A 20,965-nucleotide genomic window follows, 5' to 3' on the forward strand; every position below is an offset into this window, starting at 1 on the left:
CCCTAAACCGGAGTAGCGAGCGACCACATTCAGCCGTCGCCCTCAGCCACCACCTGCAAGCACACTGTCGCAGCACGAAGACGAGCGTCTCACCAATTGTTGAACTCGAACCAACTGGAGACTAAAGACAACCAATTCCCGTTAGTTCACTGAGGTACACACTGCGGTACTGGTGTCTATACCCACCACAGGCCATGAACGCTCCCACCGGCAAAGCTATTGGACTCTCTCAATGCCACGAATCGTCAACTAGCTCACTGTCAGATGTGAATGGCGCGGATGACGTAGGTGTCCTCCACTCCCCCATCGCGGTGAAGCTGAACGACTTCTTCCTGCCGCCAACCAGCTTTCCCCACCAGCAGAGCGTCCCGCTCAATTTCTTCAGCGGCCGTCGCGCCCTTCAACGCAACCAAGTTGGAGCCCGAATGTGCGAAGGGAGCAGACCACTTAGCGAGCTTAGCGAGGGGTGCCACCGCTCGGGAGGTCACATAGTCCACCGTCCCTATTTCTTGTTGGACTTTATTCTCTTCAGCGCGGCCACGCACGACTGAGACATTCTCAAGCCCTAATTCGGAAACAACCTCATGAAGAAAGTTCACGCGCCGTAGCAGCGGCTCGATGAGAGTGACAGAAAGGTCAGGACGAGCAATAGCAACGGGAATGCCGGGCAACCCGGCCCCTGACCCAATATCCGCAACAGATACCCCTTCGGGGAGAATATCCGCGAGCAAGGCCGAATTGAGAATATGGCGGTTCCAGATCCGATCAGCTTCACGCGGGCCGATGAGCCCACGCTCAATACCAGCAGTGCACAAAAGGTCGGCATACGCCTCGGCAAGCGATGCACGCTCACCAAACATTTCTACGATAACAGAAGATGGAGTAGTCACTGGGTGCTCCTCAAGAGGGGGACTGACGAAACAGCTACGAAGGAGCTGTCATGGATCCGCCTTTCACGGTACTCGGAGACACCTTCCCAAACAACGCGAATAAGACCTCTCCCACTGCTTTGTACACATGCAAAATAGTTATCCACAGCCTTATCCACACGTTCCCCACAAACAATAAAAAACAAGCCGTTTCACGTGAAACAACCTCTCCTGACCAGGAAAAATAGAATTACACAGATGTTATTCACAATGTGGATAACTCTGTGTACGTAACACTGCCAGCATCAATAACTAAAGCCACTCAACTAACTCAGTGACAAAATAAAACGAACCACACAACTGTTATTCACTACTAACACCACACCAGTACACATAAAAGTGTGGGCCGAGCATTACACTCGGCCCACACTCAACAGCTCTAACAGCGTGATAGAGAACCTTTAGTCCTCGTCATCCTCGTACTCGTCCTCGGGCAAAAGAACCACGTGCCGGTTCTTACCCTCACCCGTGGATTCAGTGACGACGCCCTCAATCTGGGCGATAGCGTCATGTACGACCTTCCGCTCGAAGGGGCTCATCGGTTCGAGCTCCACCGGAGTACCGGTCTCCTCCACCCGACGGGCACCTTCCTGAGCGAGGGCACGAAGGGTGTCACGACGGTCTGCACGCCAGCGGGCAATGTCAAGCATGAGGCGGGAGCGGTCGCCGGAGACTTCCTGCACCGCGAGGCGGGTAAGGGTCTGGATAGCTTCGAGCACCTGGCCGTCACGGCCGACCAGCATATCCAGATTGTCGCCGCCGTCAATGCTGACAGAGGCGCGGTCACCTTCCACGTCGAGATCGATGTCGCCGTCGAAGTCCAGAATATCGAGGAACTGCTCCAAGTAATCGGCAGCGATTTCGCCCTCATCAATAAGCTTCTGTTGCTTACTCATGTGTTGTCCTTTGCGGTCATCCAGCAATGGGCTGGGTGTTGTTAGGTCTGGAATGAAGAAACGAACGACTAGCGCTTCTTCTTTTTCTTGCCCTTGCGGTTCTTGTTGGCATACTGTCGGGCGCGCTGGGCAGCCTGGCGTTGTGCCTTCGCGTCAGCATCAACACTCTCAGCAGAACCAGCGGCCGAGCTTTTCGCCCCGACACCAGCACCGGCAGAACTGGCAGCAGCCTTACCAGCAGCACCCTTACCGGCAGCACCGCTGGCATTATCACTCGCGGCGGAACCATCCGCGGCACCGTTACTGTCACCAACAGAACCAGCAGCAGCTTCAGCAGAATCGGAGGCACCGGTGGCAGCGGCACCGTCACCCTTCGTCTTGAACAGCGCAGAGAAAGCACTGGGCTTCTTCTCGGCTACCGCAGTCTCCGCAGCCTTGGGTTGCTCCACAACGATCACCTTGCCGTGCTTATCGCGCTTGGGCTTCACACCGGGGCGCGGCGCATTGGCGGCACGAGCCTCCTCCAGCTTCTCCTTAGCTTCCAGCTTTTCCTTGTCCATCTTCTTGTAGAGGAAGTACTGCTGGCAGAAGGTCCAAATGTTATTCGTCAGCATGTAGGTAAGGAGTCCGACGTGCCACATGACGCCAGTGCCCAGGATCATGATGGGGAAGAACCACAGCATCATCTTGTTCATAACGTTCGCCTGCGGGTTGGCGGCGGCGGCAGCGGTCTGCCGGTTAATCGACATGCGGGCGTTGAAGTGGGTGGCCACTGCGGAAATCAGCAGCATAGGAATCGTGACGCAGAGAATAGCGACAAACAGGCTATGGGCATCCTCGGGGTGATAGCCCCCCAGCGGGTAGAAGGCAGCGTACTGATCTTTCGGCTGGGAGATGTAGCCGGACAGCGGGGCACCAAAGAGGCGGGCGTCCAGGAAGGACTGCACCTCATTCGGCTTAAAGAAATAGTTGCCGGAATTACGAGTTTGTTCGGCGGTAAAACCCATGCCGCCAGCACCCTCACCCATCTTGTTGAACATGCGGAGCACGTGGAAGAGGCCGATGAACACGGGGATCTGCACCAGCATGGGGAGGCAGCCCATGGCCATGTTGACGCCGTTTTCCTTTTGCAGCTTGGACATCTCCATGGACATCCGCTGGCGGTCGTTGGCGTACTTCTTCTGAATGGCCTTGATCTGCGGTTGGAGTTCCGACATCTTCTGGGTGGTGCGGATCTGCTTCACCATTGGGTAGAGGAGAATGAGGCGGACCGTCACCGTGAGGAACATGATGGCGAGGGCCCAGGCAAGGCCGGAGAGGTTGGGGCTGCTATCGACGGGCAGGCCGACGGCACCGAGTAGCCAGGAGAAGGCTTTGTGCCATGCCCACAGAATCCAGGAGATGGGGTAGTAGATAAAGTCCAACACTGTGGCTAATTCTCCTCAGTTGGGGGTTGAGATGCGGCTTGGCGGGGCTTGTTATGGTGGCGGGGAGGGGGTACGGGGTCGTAACCGCCAGGGTGCCAGGGCGCACATTTAAGAATACGAATAGTTGACAACCAAAGTCCACGGAACAGTCCATGAACTTGCAGCGCTTCCAGGGCATATGCCGAGCAAGTGGGCTGGAACCGGCAGGTGGGCACCGGCTTCAGGGGGCTGATAGCGACGCGATAAAAATACACTGCCTCGATGAGCAGCAGGCTAGTCCAGTCCCGCGGGTTTTTCCAGGAACGATGACGGAACTCGTAGTTGCTTTCGACGGAGCCGAGCCGCCGTCCGGGGGGTGTGGCTGCGGCAACGTCGTGGTCATGTCCGCCGCGCCCGCCATGTCCGCCGCGCCCGCAGTGGCCGTTGAAGTCCTGGGTCGTATCGCCGTCGCTGCCATTGTGCTCATAGTTGTGGTTGGGCACATCGTCCGGGTAAGCCTTTTCCTCGTTTCGCATGCGGTCTCCTTAATGTGAGGCTGCGGAAGCGGGGAGCGCGTGCAGGGCAGGTTTAGCGGCGATACAGTGGAGGCATTCTGCGAGCCAATTTTCCAGGCACCGGGAGGGAACGAGTTGGGCACCGGGCAGCGCGCGAATGACGATATCGACTCCGCTAGGCATACTAGGGATGAGTTCCCGGCAGGTATGCCGGAGCCGCCGGGAGAGTTGGTGTCTCACAACTGCATTCCCGACGGCTTTGCTTACGATCAGTCCGACTCGCGGGGGATTTCCCGACGTCTGCGTATGGGGGGCGGAGCGGGCAACGTGTGCTGCACGTTCCTTATCGCTGTCCTGTCGTGCGGCGTAGACAACCACGCGTCCGTAGTTCACCTTTACTCCGGTGCGAACTACTCGGCGGAAGTCAGAGCTCCGATGGAGACGGTTCTCCTGCGAAAGCATTAGTGCCGCGTCGCTCGGATTTAAGCGGACAGGGAGGCGCGGCCCTTAGCGCGACGGCGAGAAATGAGAGTACGTCCGGCGCGGGTCCGCATGCGCGCGCGGAAGCCGTGCACACGAGCGCGACGACGGTTGTTCGGTTGGAAGGTCCGCTTGCCCTTGGCCACGGTCACCACTCCTCTAGTAGTCATGCACTGGGGTTCAGTGCGGGTTTCGGCTAAAGATTCCACTTGACGATTCCGGATGGTACTGACCACCACACCTGTCCCGAGGGCAAGTGAAAAGGTGGAGTACATTGCTTGGCCGCACCGAGTGTGCGCGTAAGCGGAATGACTTTACAAGACTACTAGTTCACGCAGGACAAATCAAAAAGGATTAAGCCTAGCGGAGCTGTTAACGGGAGGCTAGGGGGCGAGGGGAAAAAGTGGATGTTTAAAGTTGAGGCTGAGACTTCCCGGAAAGAAAAGCCCAGGTTACAAGCCTGTAATTCGTTTTTCCCACATTGTGGAAGAAAAATGGAAAGGGTTTGCCAGGACGAGACCAGCGGCTTCTCCGGAAGCTAACGATCCCACCGCGCCTAACATTGCGCGAAAGGCTTCATGCCAGCTAAGGTTCCAATTCGTGCCCCGGCCCACACCGAGCCGTCGCGACGAGAAGTTAGGGAATTAATTCCCCGCAACTCCACGTCTATCGATAAACTAACTGTGATAAAACAATCTGGTAGCACATCATCAGGACGAGCGACCGAAAAGTTCTCATAGGCAGAATCGACACCACCACCGCCTCACCGCCCAGGCACCGTCACCACAGAAACCACACCGGAAAACTTCCTCTACGGTTTCTCCATGAAACCTGCCAGAGGACTATCTACACTTGTGGATAACACGTGTGGATAACTTTGTTGTGCCTCGATCACCCACCGGTAGTCGTAGGCCCGCCAAGGAACAAACAAATAACCAACTGCGCTCATCAACCAGCGCACACAGGCGACTGATCTGCCCGCGCCCCACCCATAGGCACAGCTAGACCACACCGCAGCGCCCCATAACGAGGACGATGACCACCATCGCCCGGGAAAGTCTTGTGATAGGAGGAAATGGTGACGCAAACCCAAGACCTCCACCACATTTGGGGACAAGTCCTCGATGAACTTGAAACCGCGTCTGCCAACCCCTACTCCACTAGCCCCAGCCTTTCTCCTCAACAACGCGCTTGGCTCAAACTCGTCGAACCCATCCAATACACCAACGGGTTCGCCCTCCTCTCCGCGCCCAACACCTTCGCAAAAGAAGCCATTGAGCGCACCCTCCACGAACCCATCACCTGCGCACTGGAAAAGTTCCTGGGGGAAGAAGTCACCCTGGCTGTCAAGGTTATCGAGAAGACCCCCGCCACCAGCGCAGACCCCAACGACTCGCATGTCCTCCTCCGCGAAGCCCTCAACGCCAACCCGGTGACGGGACCTTGGCCGCGCCCGCCAGTGGTGGCACAAGACCGCATCCTGCCCGAGGACATCCCTACCTACCGCCCCGAGAACATCGCCACGCCTATCACCCGGCCGCAGTTCCCACAAGGTGACGCCCCCGCTACCCCGGACACGGCGAGCACTCCCCCGGCCAGCACCGTTGCCACGGATGCACAACGCGCCGCGACACAGTTCACCCCTACGCCCCCCACTAGCACGGAGCCTACGCATACGCAGTCGGAGGCAACCACCGACCTTGACGCCGACCGACCCCAGCAGGACGTGACGCAGAAACCACCGCCACCTACCGCCACCGCACCCGCCGAAGCAACCCCAACACCCACCTTGAACCCGCGGTACACCTTCGACAACTATGTGGTGGGGGATTCCAACCGCTTCGCCGCCGCCGCCGCCTGGGCTATTTCGGAGGCCCCCGCCCACGCCTATAACCCGCTGTTCATTTGGGGCGGCTCCGGCCTGGGCAAAACACACCTGCTGCACGCCATCGGCCACTACACGCACCAACTGTTCCCCCGGCTTAAAGTGCGTTACGTCTCCACCGAGGAATTCACCAACGACTTCATTAACTCGCTGCGTGATGACCGTAAGGAGAAGTTCAAGAAGCGCTACCGCGACTGTGACCTGCTGCTGGTAGACGACATTCAGTTCATCGAAGGCAAAGAGGGCATCCAAGAGGAGTTCTTCTACACCTTCGAGGCACTCCACAACTCCAATAAGCAGATCGTTATCAGCTCCGACCGGCCGCCAGCTTTGCTGTCCACGCTGGAAGATCGCCTGCGGACCCGTTTCGAGTGGGGTCTCATTACCGATATTCAGGCCCCGGACTTGGAGACCCGTACCGCTATTTTGCGCAAGAAAGCTCAGGTAGAGAAGCTGCAGGTGCCCAATGAGGTGCTGGAGTTGATCGCCTCGCGCATCGACCGCAATATTCGTGAGCTGGAAGGCGCGCTAATTCGAGTGACGGCGTTTGCGTCCCTTAACAAGCAGCCGCTCACCCCCGAGTTGGCGCAAGTGGTGCTGCGGGATCTGGTGCCTGCCGATAAGCAAGTGCAGGTAACGGCCGCCACCATTATGACCGTGGTGGCGGAGGCCTACTCGACCAGTGTGGATGAGTTATGTGGCCCATCGAAGACACGCCCGTTAGCCACTGCCCGACAGATCGCCATGTACCTGTGCCGGGAGTTGACGGAGATGTCACTGCCGAAGATTGGCTCCACGTTTGGTGGACGCGACCACACCACCGTCATGTATGCGGAGCGGAAGATCTCGAAGCAGATTAAGGATGACCGCACGGTGTTCACGCAGGTGCAGCAGCTCACCTCGAATATCAAGAAACGCGCTGAGTTAGACCAGTAGGGGTAATCCCCTCGCAACACGCGTACCGTTCTCTGGCTCGCTGCCGCTCGCCTTTGCTCCTGCCATGTGGCAGAAGTGCCACAGGGTACGGCCGGTGGAACGAGAACTCCGGTTTGCCCTTTTGTCATTCCTTCTGGCTCCTCAACCGGTGGGCCTTCTGACTCTCCAGCCGGTGGATCTTCGCCTCTCCATGCCAGTTTTCGCACAGAATAAATTCCAGAAGTTTATTCACACCCTAGCTAGATGTGTAACGCCTCTTTCAAGAAGTGGGGGTGACGTGTCTCTGTCATTGCCACAGTTGTTGCTGTGGTATTCGCCACGTGAATATTTTTATTGCCAAAAATAGGGATTGAACTGGAAAAATATTTTTCCACAACGAGCAGCTCGTACCTGTGGATAACTCCCCACAAATCTGGGGGTGAAGGGTGGATAAGTCTCCAGCTCTTGTGAATCCCGCGCAAAGTTATCCACAAGCATTCAAAGTTATCAACAATTCATCCACAATTTCCCTGGAAAAATTCACATGAAGAAATACACTCCCAGCTGCGCAGAACCACCATCATCCACATCTTCCACAACCCCTATTACTAGAACTACATATTTAAAGAAAAGAAATATAGAAATAGGAGGTGGGGACAACACAACCCAAACCCTCGCCTCTCGGAACCTCAGCGTCGTTCCCGGATGAGAAAGACTGCCGAACCAGCTAACCTAAACAACAGAAAGTTGTGATGAGAAGGAGACCCGTACGCTCATGGAACTCACCGATATGAACTTCCGTGTCGACCACAGTGATTTTGCTGACGCTGTAACCTGGGTCGCCCGCAGCATCCCCCAACGCCCCGCCATGCCCGTCCTTGCCGGCGTTCTCCTCACCGCCGACGACAACGGACTCACCATCAATGGCTTCGACTACGAAATCTCCACCGAAATCACCATCCCCGCCGAAGTGGTGGAAGAAGGCCGCGTCGTCGTCTCTGGAAAACTCCTTTCCGACATCACCCGCGCCCTCCCCAAAACCACCGCCACCGTCAGCGTTGACGGCGCGAAACTCCATATCAACTGCGGAAACGCCAAATTCACTCTGCCCACCATGCCGGTCGAGGACTACCCCGCCCTCCCTGCTCTCCCCACCCAAACCGGCAGTATCCCCGCTGACATCTTCGTCGATGCGGTCAAACAAGTCGCCGTCGCCGCCGGCCGCGACGACTCCATCCCCATGCTCACCGGCATTCGCATGGAAATTGACGACATCACCGTCACCTTCGCCGCCACCGACCGCTTCCGCCTGGCGGTCCGCAAATTCGAGTGGGACCCCTTCGCCTCCTTCAGCGACGCCGCCGTCCTCATCCCCAACAAGATGCTTTCGGAAACTGCCAAAACTTTCGCCGCCACCTCCACCGCACCCGTGGAACTCGCCCTCGGCGGCGCCAATGACACCCTCGGCGGAGAAGGCCTCCTTGGCATCGTTGGCGAAAACCGTCGTATTACCACCCGCCTCTTGGACGCCCAATTCCCACCCTTCCGTACCCTCCTGCCGAAGGCCCACAACGCCATTGCCACCGTCGACATCGCCAGCCTGGTGGACTCCATCAAGCGCGTCTCCCTGATGTCCGACCGCGGCGCACAAGTACGCCTCGCCTTCACCCCCGAAAGCGTCACACTCACCGCCGGCGGCGACGACTCCGGCGAAGCCGAAGAAACCCTCCCGGTGAAATACTGGGGCGAGCCGATGACCATCGCCTTTAACCCCTCCTACCTGTTAGACGGCCTCTCCGTGCTGGACGGCACCACCGCCAGCTTCGGATTCACCACCCCCAACCGGCCCGCTGTCATCATCCCTGGCATCGATAACGAACCCGAAGCCAACGACACAGGCGAATACCCGGCACCCGACACTGACTACATCTACCTGTTGATGCCCGTCCGTCTACCCGGATAGCCGGCAGAAAGCATACCGTGTTCCTTCGCCACTGCGAACTACACAACTTCCGCTCCTGGGACCATCTCTCCCTGGATCTGCAGCCCGGCATCACCGTCTTCGTGGGCGCCAACGGCCAAGGGAAAACCAATTTCCTGGAAGGCATCAACTACCTGGCCACCCTCCGCTCCCACCGAGTCTCCGGTGATGGCCCCCTCATCCACGAAGGGGCAGACTCCGCCCAGCTCGCCGCCACCGCCGTCCACAACCGGCGCGAACTCACCGTCGCCCTCGACATCCACACCGGCAAAACCAACCAAGCCACCATCAACACTTCCCCTTGCCGACCCCGCGACATCTTAGGCGTTATCAGCACTGTTCTTTTCGCCCCCGAAGACCTCAGCCTGGTTCGTGGCGACCCCGCCGGCCGGCGCGCCTACCTGGACGACCTCCTCATCCAACGCCGCCCCCGATTACGCGGTGTTACCAACGACTACGACAAAATCCTGCGGCAACGCAACGCACTACTGAAAAGCGCTAGTATGGCACTCCGCCACGGCTACCGCACCTCCGCCGGCGCCAGCGCGCTAGCCACCTTGGATGCTTGGGATGCCCAACTAGCCCGCGTCGGCGCCCAACTCGTTGCCGCCCGCCTGCACCTCCTCCGCACCATCGCCCCGCTGGTCGCCCGCAACTATGCCGAGCTAGCCCCTCACTCCCGGCCGGTACACCTCAGCTACACCTCCATTCCACAGATCACCGTCGAGGATTGCGAAGCCGGACTGCCCCTGGATATGGACTACCTGGAAGCCGCCCTGCTCGCTGGCCTGGCGGAAAAACGCGACCGCGAAATCGAGCGTGGCATTACCCTCGCCGGCCCCCACCGCGACGACCTCACTGTGTTGCTCGGTGTGCAACCTGCGAAAGGTTTTGCCAGCCACGGGGAATCCTGGAGCCTCGCCCTCGCCCTACGGCTCGCCGCCTACGATCTGTTGACGGCAGACGGCACCGAACCCATCCTGCTGTTGGACGACGTGTTCGCCGAACTGGACCGCTACCGTCGGGAAGCCCTGGCAGCTGTAGCCGCCAAAGCAGAACAAACCCTTATCACCGCGGCAGTTGGGGAAGACCTCCCCACGGAACTTCACGTTGCCGCCACCCACACCGTCAGCACCGTGGGGGAGGCCAGCCACCGCATTTCTCTTCTGGACGGCATCCTCACCGACGATCCCACGCTCAACGAGCCTGACCTTGCCGAGTCGGGCAGTGCGGAGCCACAACCTGCTGTGCCGGGCAGTGTTGAAGCGGGGAGTGTTGAAGCGGGGAGTGCCGAGTCGCGCAGTGTTAAACGGGGTACTGTTGTGCCGGGCAGCGCTGAGCAGGCCGACCCAGCGCAGGCTCGGCCGACGCAGACAAACGCAGCGCAGACCCACCCAGCGCAGGTTGAGCAGCCAGAGGAAGTGGACGGCCAATGAGCCCGAACGAGAACTTCACCTCCGACGCCGCCCACCGCACCCTCGCCGCAGCCCTCGACGCCGCCCAGGCCAGCGGCCGCAACGTCGGCCGCGGACGCGCCAGCCGCCCCCGCTCTGCCGGCGCCAACCCTGCCGACCCCCACGCTGGAACCGGCCAATCATCCGACATTTCGCCCAGTCGCGACCGCGCTTCGCGCGGACAACGCGGTGCCGGCTCCGCCAGCACCGGACGCTACCGCCGCTACAGTTGGACCAGCTCCGGCCCCGACGAATGGGATCCACAACTCCTCACCTCCCTCATCGCCGACACGGTGAAAAAACACGGCTGGCAGGCGGAAGTCACCGGCGGCCGCATCATCAACAACTGGCCAGACATTATGGGCGAAGAAATTGCCTCCCACTCCCATGTAGAAAAACTCGACGACGAGGGCACCCTGCACATCCGCACCGACACCACCGCATGGGCCACGCAGCTGCGCCTCCTCCAACCACAAATCCTTGCTGAACTTGGCAAACGCTATGGTTCCACGGTGCGGATGCTGCGTATTCTGGGCCCCAACCGGCCAAGCTGGCGCAAAGGCCCCAAACATGTAAAAGGCCGCGGGCCGCGCGACACCTACGGATAAGCGCGCTACGGGGACTATCGCCGCGTGCCCGCCGCCGGCACATGATCCCTACGACATCGCCCGTGCGACACCAACGGATCAGTGTGTGCCGCTGTCATCACCCAAAAACGTTTTAAACGCGATTTGCGGAAACCTTTTTTCTCTTTGGGCTCCTACACGTAAACGGGGGTCGAAAGCGGCATTTTGGCGATGAGGGGGTAGAATAGACCAGAAAGTATGTTCATTTGTCATATTACGTCTGCAAAAAGAGCTGCCATCGCCGTGTGCGACACCACTCTCCCACGCAGCCGCCGATGAACACATCGAAACGTTCACACCAGTGAAAAAGGAGTGCGACGCCCTGTGGCTCCCTCTCAGAAAAAGAAAAAAAACGAGTATGGCGCAGATTCCATCACCATCCTCGAAGGACTCGAAGCCGTCCGCCTGCGCCCCGGCATGTACATTGGCTCCACCGGTGAGCGCGGCCTCCACCACCTCGTCTGGGAAGTTGTCGACAACGCCGTCGATGAAGCCATGGCGGGCTACTGCGACGAAGTCAACGTCACCATCATGAAAGACGGCGGCATCGAAGTACGCGACAACGGCCGTGGCATCCCTGTCGAAATGCACGCTTCCGGCGCCCCCACCGTGCAGGTCGTCATGACCCAACTGCACGCCGGCGGTAAATTCGACTCCGACACCTACGCCGTCTCCGGCGGTCTGCACGGCGTCGGTATCTCCGTCGTTAACGCCCTCTCCACCCGCGTCGAAGCCGAAATTTGGCGCGACGGACACCACTGGATCCAGAACTTCAACGACGCCATTCCCGAAGACCTCGTGGATGACGGCCACGCCGAAGGACGAGGCACCACCGTCCGCTTCTGGGCCGACCGCAACATCTTTGAAACTACCGAATACAAGTTCGACATCATCGCTCGCCGCCTCCAGGAAATGGCCTTCCTCAACAAAGGCCTCACCATCACCCTGGAGGACCAGCGCGTCACCCGCGAAGAAGCCGAACTCGACGCCGAGGCGGAATCCGGCGACCCCGAACTCGCCGTCGCCGCCAAGAGCGCCGAAGCCGAAAAGGCAGCCGCCACCCAGAAGGCCGTCCGCCGCCGAAAGTACCACTACCCCAACGGTTTGCGGGACTACGTTGAATCCATCAACAAGACCAAGCAAGCCCTCCACCCCAGCATCATCGCGTTCGACGCAAAAGGCGAAGGCCACGAAGTGGAAATCGCCATGCAGTGGAACAACGGCTATAGCGAATCCGTTCACACCTTCGCCAACACCATTAACACCATCGAAGGTGGCACCCACGAAGAAGGCTTCCGCTCCGCCCTCACCTCGCTGGTGAACAAGTACGCGCGCGACAAGAAGCTCATTAAAGACAAAGACCCCAACCTTACCGGTGACGACATCCGAGAAGGCCTCGCCGCCGTCATCTCGGTGCGCGTCTCCAACCCTCAATTCGAAGGCCAAACCAAGACCAAACTGGGCAATACAGAAGTTCGCTCCTTCGTTCAGCGCGAATGCAACGAACACCTGGGCCACTGGTTGGAAGCCAACCCCACCGAGGCGAAGACCATCGTCAACAAAGCCGCCTCCTCCGCCCACGCCCGCCTCGCCGCCCGCAAAGCCCGCGAACTGGTCCGCCGCAAGTCCGCCACCGACCTCGGTGGCCTCCCCGGTAAGCTCGCCGACTGCCGCTCCAAAGACCCCGCCGAGTGCGAAATCTACATCGTCGAGGGTGACTCCGCCGGTGGCTCCGCCAAGTCTGGCCGCGACAACTACAACCAGGCCATCCTGCCGCTCCGTGGCAAGATCCTCAACGTCGAAAAAGCCCGCATCGACCGCGTCCTCAAAAACGCCGAAGTGCAGGCCATCATCACCGCCCTCGGCACCGGCATCCACGACGAATTCGACATCAGCAAACTGCGCTACAACAAGATCGTCATCATGGCCGACGCCGACGTTGACGGCCAGCACATCGCCACCCTGCTGCTCACCCTCCTCTTCCGCTTCATGCGGCCTCTCGTGGAAGAAGGCCACGTCTACCTGGCCCAACCACCCCTCTACAAACTCAAGTGGGGCAAGGGCGAACCCGGATACGCCTACTCCGACCGCGAACGCGACGCCCTCCTCACAGCAGGCCTCGACGCCGGCCGCAAGATCAACACTGATGACGGCATCCAACGCTACAAAGGCCTCGGCGAAATGAACGATCAGGAGCTGTGGGAGACCACCATGGACCCGTCCACCCGCACGCTCCGCCAAGTCACCCTCGACGACGCCGCCGCAGCCGACGAAACCTTCTCCATCCTCATGGGTGAAGACGTCACCGCCCGCCGCAACTTCATCACCCGGAACGCCAAAGACGTGCGCTTCCTGGATATCTAGCAGCACACGTAAAGAGGAATAATGTCCGACAACACTACCTTGCCGCCCGACGAGGCAACCTACGATCGCGTCACACCGATCGACCTCAACCAGGAGATGCAAAACTCCTACATCGACTACGCCATGAGCGTTATCGTCGGCCGCGCCCTCCCCGAAGCCCGCGACGGCATGAAACCCGTGCAGCGCCGCATCCTGTACGCCATGTTCGACAGCGGCTTCCTGCACAACCGCAGTTACGTCAAGTCCGCCCGCTCTGTCGCCGAAACCATGGGCCACTACCACCCCCACGGCGACTCCGCCATCTACGACACCTTGGTCCGCATGGCCCAACCCTGGACCATGCGCTACCCACTCGTCGACGGCCAAGGCAACTTCGGCTCCGCCGGTAACGACCCCGCCGCCGCCATGCGCTACACCGAAGCCCGGCTCACCAGCCTCGCCGAGGAAATGCTTCGCGACATCCGTGAAGACGTCGTCGACTTCCAACCCAACTACGACGGCAAAACCAACGAACCCGTCGTCCTCCCCTCCCGCGTGCCGCAGCTGCTCATGAACGGTTCCAGCGGCATCGCCGTCGGTATGGCCACCAACATTCCGCCCCACAACCTGGGCGAAATCGCGGAAGCCATTTACTGGTGCCTCGACAACCCCGATGCCGACGAAGCCTCCACCCTAGAGGCCGTCATGGAGCGCATCAAAGGCCCCGACTTCCCCACCGCCGGCCTCATCGTTGGCGACCAGGGCATCAAGGACGCCTACACCACCGGGCGCGGCTCCATCCGCATGCGCGGCAAAACCTCCATCGAGGAAGAGGGCAAGCGCACTATCATCGTCATCACCGAACTGCCCTACCAGGTGAACCCCGACAATCTGGTGTCCTCCATCGCCCAGCAGGTTTCCGACGGGCGCATCAGTGGCATCGCCAACATCGAGGACCAATCCTCCTCCCGTGTCGGCATGCGCATCGTCATCACCTTGAAGCGCGACGCCATCGCCAAGGTCGTTCTCAACAACCTCTACAAGCACTCGGCGTTGCAAACGAACTTCGGCGCCAACATGCTCTCCATTGTTGACGGCGTGCCCCGCACCCTCCGCATCGACCAGCTTGTCCGCATCTACGTGCGCCACCAGCTGGAAGTTATTATCCGCCGCACCAGGTTCCGCCTTCGCAAGAAGGAAGAACGTGCCCACATTCTGCGCGGCCTCAAAAAAGCCATCGACATGCTGGACGAAACCATCGCCCTCATCCGCCGCTCCCCCAGCGCCGATGAAGCCCGTGTCGGGTTGATGGACCTCCTCGAAATCGACGAGGCCCAGGCCAACGCCATCCTGGAGATGCAGCTGCGCCGCCTGGCTGCCCTCGAACTGCAAAAAATCCTGGACGAATTGGCCCAGATCGAAATCGACATTGCCGATTTGAAGGATGTGCTGGCCAAGCCCGAACGGCAGCGCGCCATCGTCAAGGACGAACTCACCGACATCGTCCGCAAGTTTGGGGACGAACGCCGCACCCGCATCATCCCCGCCGACGGCGAAATCTCCGACGAAGACCTCATCCCCGAAGAGGACGTCGTCGTCACCATCACCGAAACTGGCTACGCCAAGCGCACCAAGACCGACCTCTACCGCTCCCAGAAACGTGGCGGCAAGGGTGTGAAGGGTGCCACCTTGAAGCAGGACGAGATCGTCAAGCACTTCTTCGTGTGCTCCACCCACGACCTCATCCTCTTCTTCACCACCAAGGGCCGCGTCTACCGCCTCAAGGCCTACGACCTGCCCGAAGCCAACCGCACCGCGCGCGGCCAGCACGTCGCCAACCTCCTCGCCTTCCAGCCGGGAGAACGCATTGCCCAGGTCATCCAGCTGAAGAGCTACCAGGATGCCCCCTATTTGGTGCTGGCCACCCGCAACGGCCTGATGAAGAAGTCCCGCCTGGAGGACTACGACTCCAACCGCACCGGCGGACTTGTCGCCATCAACTTGAAGGGTGACGACGAACTGGTGGGTGCCTCCCTCTGCTCCGAAGACGACGACCTCATTCTCGTCTCCGAGTACGGCCAGTCCATCCGCTTCCACGCCACCGACGATGTGCTCCGCCCCATGGGCCGCGCCACCTCCGGCGTCTACGGCATGCGCTTTAACGGCGACGACAGCCTACTCAGCATGAACGTGGTGAAGGAAAACGAGTTCCTGCTGGTCGCCACCTCCGGCGGCTACGCGAAACGCACCGCCATGGACGACTACCCCGTCCAAGGACGTGGCGGCAAGGGTGTTCTGACTATCCAATACGATCGTCGCCGCGGCAACCTGGTGGGTGCTGAAGTGGTGTCGCTGGATGACGAAATCTTCGCCATCACCACGGGCGGCGGCATCATCCGCACCGCTGCTAAGGAGGTTCGCAAGGCTGGCCGCCAGACCAAGGGTGTGCGCCTGATGAACCTCTCCGACGGGGACTCACTGCTGGCCATCGCCCGCAACGCCGACCAGGAACCCGAAGAAAAGTAATGAGTGCTGTGGCCGCTAGTGTCAGCGGGCCGCGAGAGTCCGCCGACGACAAACGGCCAGCGAACATAACGGCGTGGCGGCCACGGCACTAGCGCAAAGGGGCGCGCCCGGTGAGTCCGGGCGCGCCCCTTTGTCGTCGTCCACGGCCCCTACATTCCCCCAACCTCTGTCCACCACAACCCCATTTATTGCTTCTGAAACCTCCTTGTTTCCGCCTGTTACCAGACGTTTTGCAAATTGGTGGGGAGGTCGGTTAAAGTTTACGGAGTTACGGGCCTATAGCTCAGTCGGTTAGAGCGCTTCGCTGATAACGAAGAGGTCGCAAGTTCGATTCTTGCTAGGCCCACCATTTTTATTTCTTTGTTTTTTGGACTTGGGGCATTAGCTCAATTGGTAGAGCGCCGCCTTTGCAAGGCGGAGGTCAGGGGTTCGATTCCCCTATGCTCCACAAAATACAAAACCCCTGGTCGCAAATGACCAGGGGTTTTTATGCCGGTAATTCCGTGTGGGGGATTATTCTCCAGTGAGCTTCACATAGTTCTCGAAAAGAAGCTCCTGGCGCTGCTTCTCCGTGGTGAGTTTACGGGGAGCGCCGAATGCTTTATCGACTACTCGATCAAGTTCGTTATGCGCCTTCACCAGCTCCGAAGTCATGGCTAAGGGATCATAGTGTTCGGCTAGAGATCTATCAGGGTGTAGAGCACGAGCCGCAAGCACATCGTGGCCAGCATCAATAATGTACTGCTTTATTTTTTCATCCAAATTGGGGACAGGGAACGTGTTCCAGACCATAGAGGTAGAGACACTCGGATCCGACTTAATACGGCCTCCTACAGTCTTTTGCCAAGTAATAAACATGCTGGACGAAATAAGGCCGAACAGGAAGCCGTCTTTGTCTTCAACCGTGAACAGCTTGGTTGATGCAATAACGTGTCGACTTAAGTGGCCGGCAGTTGCGTAAAGTCGTTCATTCGAGAAGCTCTGCGGAAGGGCAAGGTAATCTGTCTTTGGCTGACGTATTTCACCGAACAAGTAGGGGGTCTCGGCGGCTCGCCTAGTTGCCGCTCTACTTCGGGAAAGACGTTTCTCTCTGACTTTTGACACGCGTTCGCGCAGCACATCCGATTTTCGTAAATCGGTGCTATCAAAATCGTCATCTGCCATCCATAAGCACCATCGATGGAGTGAGTTAATTAACTCGTCTCCACCGACATATTCACGAAGGTACTTTTTCGCAATCGGGTCTGCTGCTACTTCCTCATATTGATCTTCAGTAACAACGAGATTTCCCCAATCAATTGGTGTTGAACCTGCTCTGAGTTCTGGGAGACATGAGCTAAGGATTTTGTTCCTTAACGGTTTCACTGCAATAACAGGTGGGCCAGGGTACAGATTCGGACTAATTGCTTCAACTAACTCAGGCTCAGATTTGTCTGTCCAGTATAGCTTGCAGCGCTGTACGGAATCTCGACTGAATCCAGTAATCACACAGTGAACCGCAGCCGGACCCTGTGCTTCTGAAACCCAGTTGAAAGGACGGTGTGCGAACTGTAAATGCCAACCTGCATCAAAAATACGGGTAAAAAGTTGGTAGACGCCTTCACCTTGAGTGATCGAATTAGTAGAAACAAATGCGAACCGACCGGCTCGGTTTTCAAAAAAATCCAAGCTTTTGACGAACCAACCGGTCACATAATCAAGGTGGCTGATTGTATTCGTGTTCCAAACTTGGCGAAGATCTCGCGCTTGCTCTCTACTCTTTTCTTTGTGTCCAGAGAATGGCGGGTTCCCGAAGATGTACACCGGCCCCGTCGTCTCCCCGATGAGGTCATTCCAATCAAATGTCAAAGCATTGCCGTGGTGAATATGCGCGGTGACAGTGATAGGAAGGCGCTCGGGGGCAATGCCGATCCGGTCGGCAAGTTCCCGGTTGGCCTGGTGATCCACCAGGAACATAGCAGTCTCTGCGATCTTGGCCGGCCACCAGTTCAATTCAATGCCATGGAACTGGTTGATGGAGAGTTTCTGCTCCCACGACACGTCAAGAGCCATGCCGGTTTGCCCCTCACGGCGGCGAATATCCACGATGAGTGCTGTCTCTAGCCTGCGGAGCTCCCGATATGCCACAAGGAGGAAGTTTCCACTGCCACAGGCAGGGTCGAGGAACGTATAGGTGGCCAGTTCGTCCCGCATCTTCCGCAGTTCTGTGAGGTTGCGGGCGGTATCAGCGAGAGCGAGTTTGGAGGCGACCTTCTCCCGCAGCTCATCTAAGAACAGTGGCTCCAAAGTCTTGAGGATATTGGTTTCGGACGTGTAGTGCTCGCCGTTGCTGCGGCGCGCTTCCTTCGACTTCACCAGCTGGAACATTGACCCGAACACAGCGGGGCTAATGCGGGTCCACAGGAACCGGCAGGCATCCAGGAGGGCATCGCGCATCCGCGGGTTAAACCACTCAGTAGGAAGAGCATCCTTAAACAGTGCGCCGTTCACATAGGGGAAGTTAGTGAAGTGGCTGGGCAGCCGGGAATTACGCTTCGATTCTGGGGTGTTCAGCACCGAGAACAGTTCGTTGAGCTGGGTTCCCAGGTCGTCTGGGGTGGTGTGGTCAAGGACAAACCTATAGAAAAGGTCCTGCTCCCACAGGCCAGCATCGTCACCAAACAACAAGAAAAGCAGCCTGGTCAGGTACATGGAGGTACGCTGCGTGCGCTCATCCTCATCCGCCGCATTAGTGGGGGCGTCATCACCAATGGTGACGTCCACCTCCTCACCAGCCATAGCGGTAAAAAGCTCCGCCATCAGCTGCGAGGCCTGGATGGAGGCTTCCTCTTCCTCCTCCCTACTCACAGTGTCGTAGCCGGCCAAGAACTTCAGCTGGTCTACATAGTCGCAGATCTCATCGAGGGAAAACTCCACCTCCCACCGCTCCTCCGGTGCCCCCAAACGCTGCAGGCGGAAACGCTCAAAGTTCGAGCACAGCACATACTTGGGGAACTCATGCGGGCGGACGCTCCCCCCGTTCAAATAGTCGAATGCTTGCTCCTGCGCGATAGCAAGATCAACCCCAGGCCGTTTTGCCTCCCCAATCACCACACCAGGCCAAAACAAGTCAATGCGGCCACGCCCCCCGGTACTCCCGCGCCGCGCGTCACGCTCAAACAGATTCATGCGGGCAGCGGTAATACCAAAACAGCCCATCATGTCGATCCAAAACCGCTGGGCTGCCTTCTGCTCTTCCCCAGTAAGATGAGCCTCTTTCCACTCTTCAAGCTCGTCCAGCCAATGCAGGCGGAAGTTCGCAAGATTGTATTTGATGGAGGAAAGATCAAGACGCTGGGTAGCCATGCTTCTATCCTCGCTGATAGTTCTCCGACGGGGTTAGCACCACGCCGGCAACACCGGCACCCTCTGGCTCCCCCGCAACAGCACACCACACTGACCGTTAACCGGGTTCATAATTCCCATGTACGTAAACTAATCATGCACCCAGAGAGGATGGTCCCTCCAATTCTCTGGTGCCCCCGTGCGTTCTATAGGAATTATGGGATTATCTGGGTAGGTTTCGAAAACACGAGGGATCTGTATTGCTGGTGAAAGACACAGTGTCTTGAGCATGTATTGAATCAACGTAAACTGCCCGAAAGCTCGGTTCATATCCAGGCGCATCGTTGATGGGGTCAATCTTGGATCGTTAGGAAGTTTGGGTCGGAAACTATAGTTGCGGTTGTACATCCGCGCATGATGGTCTGCAAAGTTACGAACATGGTTTAGTGCGCCGAGCCATGAACTGAGTTGGGGAGGTTCTAAGTTACAGCGTTCTGAAATTCTACTTTGGACGTACATTGGTGACATTGTGTACAAGCTCCGAAGCATCCCCCAATCCATGATTTCGACAGCAACCCAAATGGGTAGTTGGTTGCCATAGTTCTTCTTATGATGCTGGACGAAATCCAGCATTGCATACCCTTTATTTTTTGAAGCACGTGATAGGACTTTGTCGTAGGTATTCATCCACACTTGATGATTGGTCTCAGACCTACTCCGCTTTGAAGTCTGTCTGGCGTGGGAATCGAGTTTGTCAGAATCCAGATAGATCAGTGGATCCACTTGCCCAAGCTCATATCCGAGGATTGCTCGAATAAGCGGTCTCGACATGATCTAACTCACTAAACACACTGTGGCGCAGTCGAGCATCAAAGTCATAGAGTTCAATGACTAGGTCGAATGATGCTCCCTCAATAAACTCATCCAGTGGCTTGACATTCCTATCTGTACTGTCAGGGAAAACACGCATCGGATACCAGTAACCTGATAAACGGTAGTAGTTCCGCCGTTCAAGAAACTTCTGAGCTTTATCAGCATCGGGGATAATCATTCCACGGTTACGAAGAAGCTCAATCTGTTCAGTGTAGGTTGTGAATGGCTTGGTCTGGTGCACAAGCATCCCCCGTTGACGTAAAACAAAGACCGGCCCTGGACTCCCCACCGAAATGGGGAGCGGAACCGGTCATACCAACTGGGAGCGTACTACCGATGCAAAGCTGCGGCAATGAAAACTAGCAAACACTTGTGACATAAAGCCATCTATGGGTTTCATTTATGCCGTAAAAACTCACCTCGGAGTGGAGTTATTGTCACAGTCGATAGAAAAATCCCTGGCCAGTAAAAACCAGGGATTCGCATGAGCCCCACTAGACGGGCTACTGGGGTTGGGGGGGACGCGGGAGCGTCGGAACATCGAAGCGCCAGGCAGCGCCCCGTCACCACTCTAGGCAGCCTTATTGGCTTCCATTTCGCGCTTCTTGTTGGTGAGGAACCTCAGCAGCATGGGGGCACCGAACTGGACGAGCGCAAACACCGCGGTGGCAGCCTTCCAGCCACCAAAAACAGGCACCAGCGGCGCAATCTTTTTGAAAGTATTAACAACTTGCTTGAGTTTCATAGTTTTAGAGTGCCATACCAGCCCCCGCTTTGCACCACCAATCTGCGAAAATTCACTGACAGATGGT

Annotated in this window: 15 protein-coding genes, 2 tRNA genes and 1 pseudogene; 8 read left to right on the forward strand and 10 right to left on the reverse strand. The window is 58.0% G+C overall.

Annotated elements, in window-relative coordinates:
* Window positions 1-260 precede the first annotated feature (260 nt).
* The 6 genes from rsmG to rpmH form a co-directional block, all read right to left on the reverse strand.
* The gene (rsmG, locus tag IY73_RS04320) at window positions 261-890 is read right to left on the reverse strand and encodes a 16S rRNA (guanine(527)-N(7))-methyltransferase RsmG (protein WP_390175710.1); all 630 of its coding nucleotides are present in this window, start codon (window positions 888-890) and stop codon (window positions 261-263) included.
* A gap of 440 nt (window positions 891-1,330) precedes the next feature.
* Complete coding sequence (locus tag IY73_RS04325; RefSeq protein ID WP_053962016.1) at window positions 1,331-1,825, reverse strand: Jag family protein; 495 nt, start codon at window positions 1,823-1,825, stop codon at window positions 1,331-1,333.
* 68 nt (window positions 1,826-1,893) lie between these two features.
* On the reverse strand, window positions 1,894-3,252 hold the full coding sequence (gene yidC, locus IY73_RS04330) for a membrane protein insertase YidC (RefSeq protein WP_053978926.1): 1,359 nt from the start codon (window positions 3,250-3,252) through the stop codon (window positions 1,894-1,896).
* A gap of 5 nt (window positions 3,253-3,257) precedes the next feature.
* Window positions 3,258-3,767 carry a membrane protein insertion efficiency factor YidD gene (yidD, locus tag IY73_RS08130; RefSeq protein WP_082346559.1) on the reverse strand — a complete coding sequence of 170 codons (510 nt, stop codon included), beginning with the start codon at window positions 3,765-3,767 and terminating at the stop codon, window positions 3,258-3,260.
* 9 nt (window positions 3,768-3,776) lie between these two features.
* A complete protein-coding gene (gene rnpA / locus IY73_RS08135) occupies window positions 3,777-4,208 on the reverse strand; it encodes a ribonuclease P protein component (protein WP_082346560.1) in 432 nt (143 codons plus the stop codon).
* 20 nt (window positions 4,209-4,228) lie between these two features.
* Complete coding sequence (rpmH, locus tag IY73_RS04345) at window positions 4,229-4,372, reverse strand: 50S ribosomal protein L34 (RefSeq protein WP_053962697.1); 144 nt, start codon at window positions 4,370-4,372, stop codon at window positions 4,229-4,231.
* Between the two features lie 929 nt (window positions 4,373-5,301).
* Here rpmH and dnaA point away from each other — a divergent pair.
* The 8 genes and pseudogenes from dnaA (at window position 5,302) to IY73_RS04385 (ending at window position 16,404) form a co-directional block, all read left to right on the forward strand.
* Window positions 5,302-7,047: a chromosomal replication initiator protein DnaA gene (dnaA, locus tag IY73_RS04350; protein WP_053978928.1), complete on the forward strand. Its 1,746-nt coding sequence runs from the start codon at window positions 5,302-5,304 to the stop codon at window positions 7,045-7,047.
* Between the two features lie 754 nt (window positions 7,048-7,801).
* Window positions 7,802-8,989 carry a DNA polymerase III subunit beta gene (gene dnaN, locus IY73_RS04355; protein ID WP_053978929.1) on the forward strand — a complete coding sequence of 396 codons (1,188 nt, stop codon included), beginning with the start codon at window positions 7,802-7,804 and terminating at the stop codon, window positions 8,987-8,989.
* Window positions 8,990-9,006: 17 nt separating this feature from the next.
* Window positions 9,007-10,203 (forward strand): annotated as a pseudogene (recF, locus tag IY73_RS04360) (DNA replication/repair protein RecF); the annotation flags it as partial.
* Window positions 10,204-10,439: 236 nt separating this feature from the next.
* Window positions 10,440-11,069: a DUF721 domain-containing protein gene (locus IY73_RS04365; protein WP_053978930.1), complete on the forward strand. Its 630-nt coding sequence runs from the start codon at window positions 10,440-10,442 to the stop codon at window positions 11,067-11,069.
* A gap of 342 nt (window positions 11,070-11,411) precedes the next feature.
* On the forward strand, window positions 11,412-13,451 hold the full coding sequence (gene gyrB, locus IY73_RS04370) for a DNA topoisomerase (ATP-hydrolyzing) subunit B (protein ID WP_053978931.1): 2,040 nt from the start codon (window positions 11,412-11,414) through the stop codon (window positions 13,449-13,451).
* A gap of 21 nt (window positions 13,452-13,472) precedes the next feature.
* A complete protein-coding gene (gyrA, locus tag IY73_RS04375; RefSeq protein WP_053978932.1) occupies window positions 13,473-15,956 on the forward strand; it encodes a DNA gyrase subunit A in 2,484 nt (827 codons plus the stop codon).
* Window positions 15,957-16,228: 272 nt separating this feature from the next.
* Window positions 16,229-16,305 (forward strand) — tRNA-Ile (locus IY73_RS04380).
* A gap of 26 nt (window positions 16,306-16,331) precedes the next feature.
* Window positions 16,332-16,404: transfer RNA gene (locus IY73_RS04385), tRNA-Ala, on the forward strand.
* Window positions 16,405-16,469: 65 nt separating this feature from the next.
* Here the strand turns inward: IY73_RS04385 and IY73_RS04390 are convergent.
* The 4 genes from IY73_RS04390 to IY73_RS08405 all read right to left on the reverse strand — a co-directional run bounded on the left by IY73_RS04390 (window position 16,470) and on the right by IY73_RS08405 (window position 20,898).
* Window positions 16,470-19,301 carry a DNA methyltransferase gene (locus IY73_RS04390; RefSeq protein WP_053978933.1) on the reverse strand — a complete coding sequence of 944 codons (2,832 nt, stop codon included), beginning with the start codon at window positions 19,299-19,301 and terminating at the stop codon, window positions 16,470-16,472.
* Between the two features lie 129 nt (window positions 19,302-19,430).
* Window positions 19,431-20,111: an Abi family protein gene (locus tag IY73_RS04395; RefSeq protein WP_237025115.1), complete on the reverse strand. Its 681-nt coding sequence runs from the start codon at window positions 20,109-20,111 to the stop codon at window positions 19,431-19,433.
* Window positions 20,074-20,394, reverse strand: coding sequence for an Abi family protein (locus IY73_RS08595; RefSeq protein ID WP_237025116.1), 321 nt, complete (start codon window positions 20,392-20,394; stop codon window positions 20,074-20,076). Before IY73_RS08595 ends, IY73_RS04395 begins: the two co-directional genes overlap by 38 nt.
* A gap of 330 nt (window positions 20,395-20,724) precedes the next feature.
* Complete coding sequence (locus IY73_RS08405) at window positions 20,725-20,898, reverse strand: hypothetical protein (RefSeq protein WP_158408644.1); 174 nt, start codon at window positions 20,896-20,898, stop codon at window positions 20,725-20,727.
* Window positions 20,899-20,965 lie beyond the last annotated feature (67 nt).

This window comes from Lawsonella clevelandensis (genome assembly GCF_001293125.1).
In the GTDB taxonomy this organism is placed as follows: Bacteria; Actinomycetota; Actinomycetes; order Mycobacteriales; family Mycobacteriaceae; genus Lawsonella; species Lawsonella clevelandensis.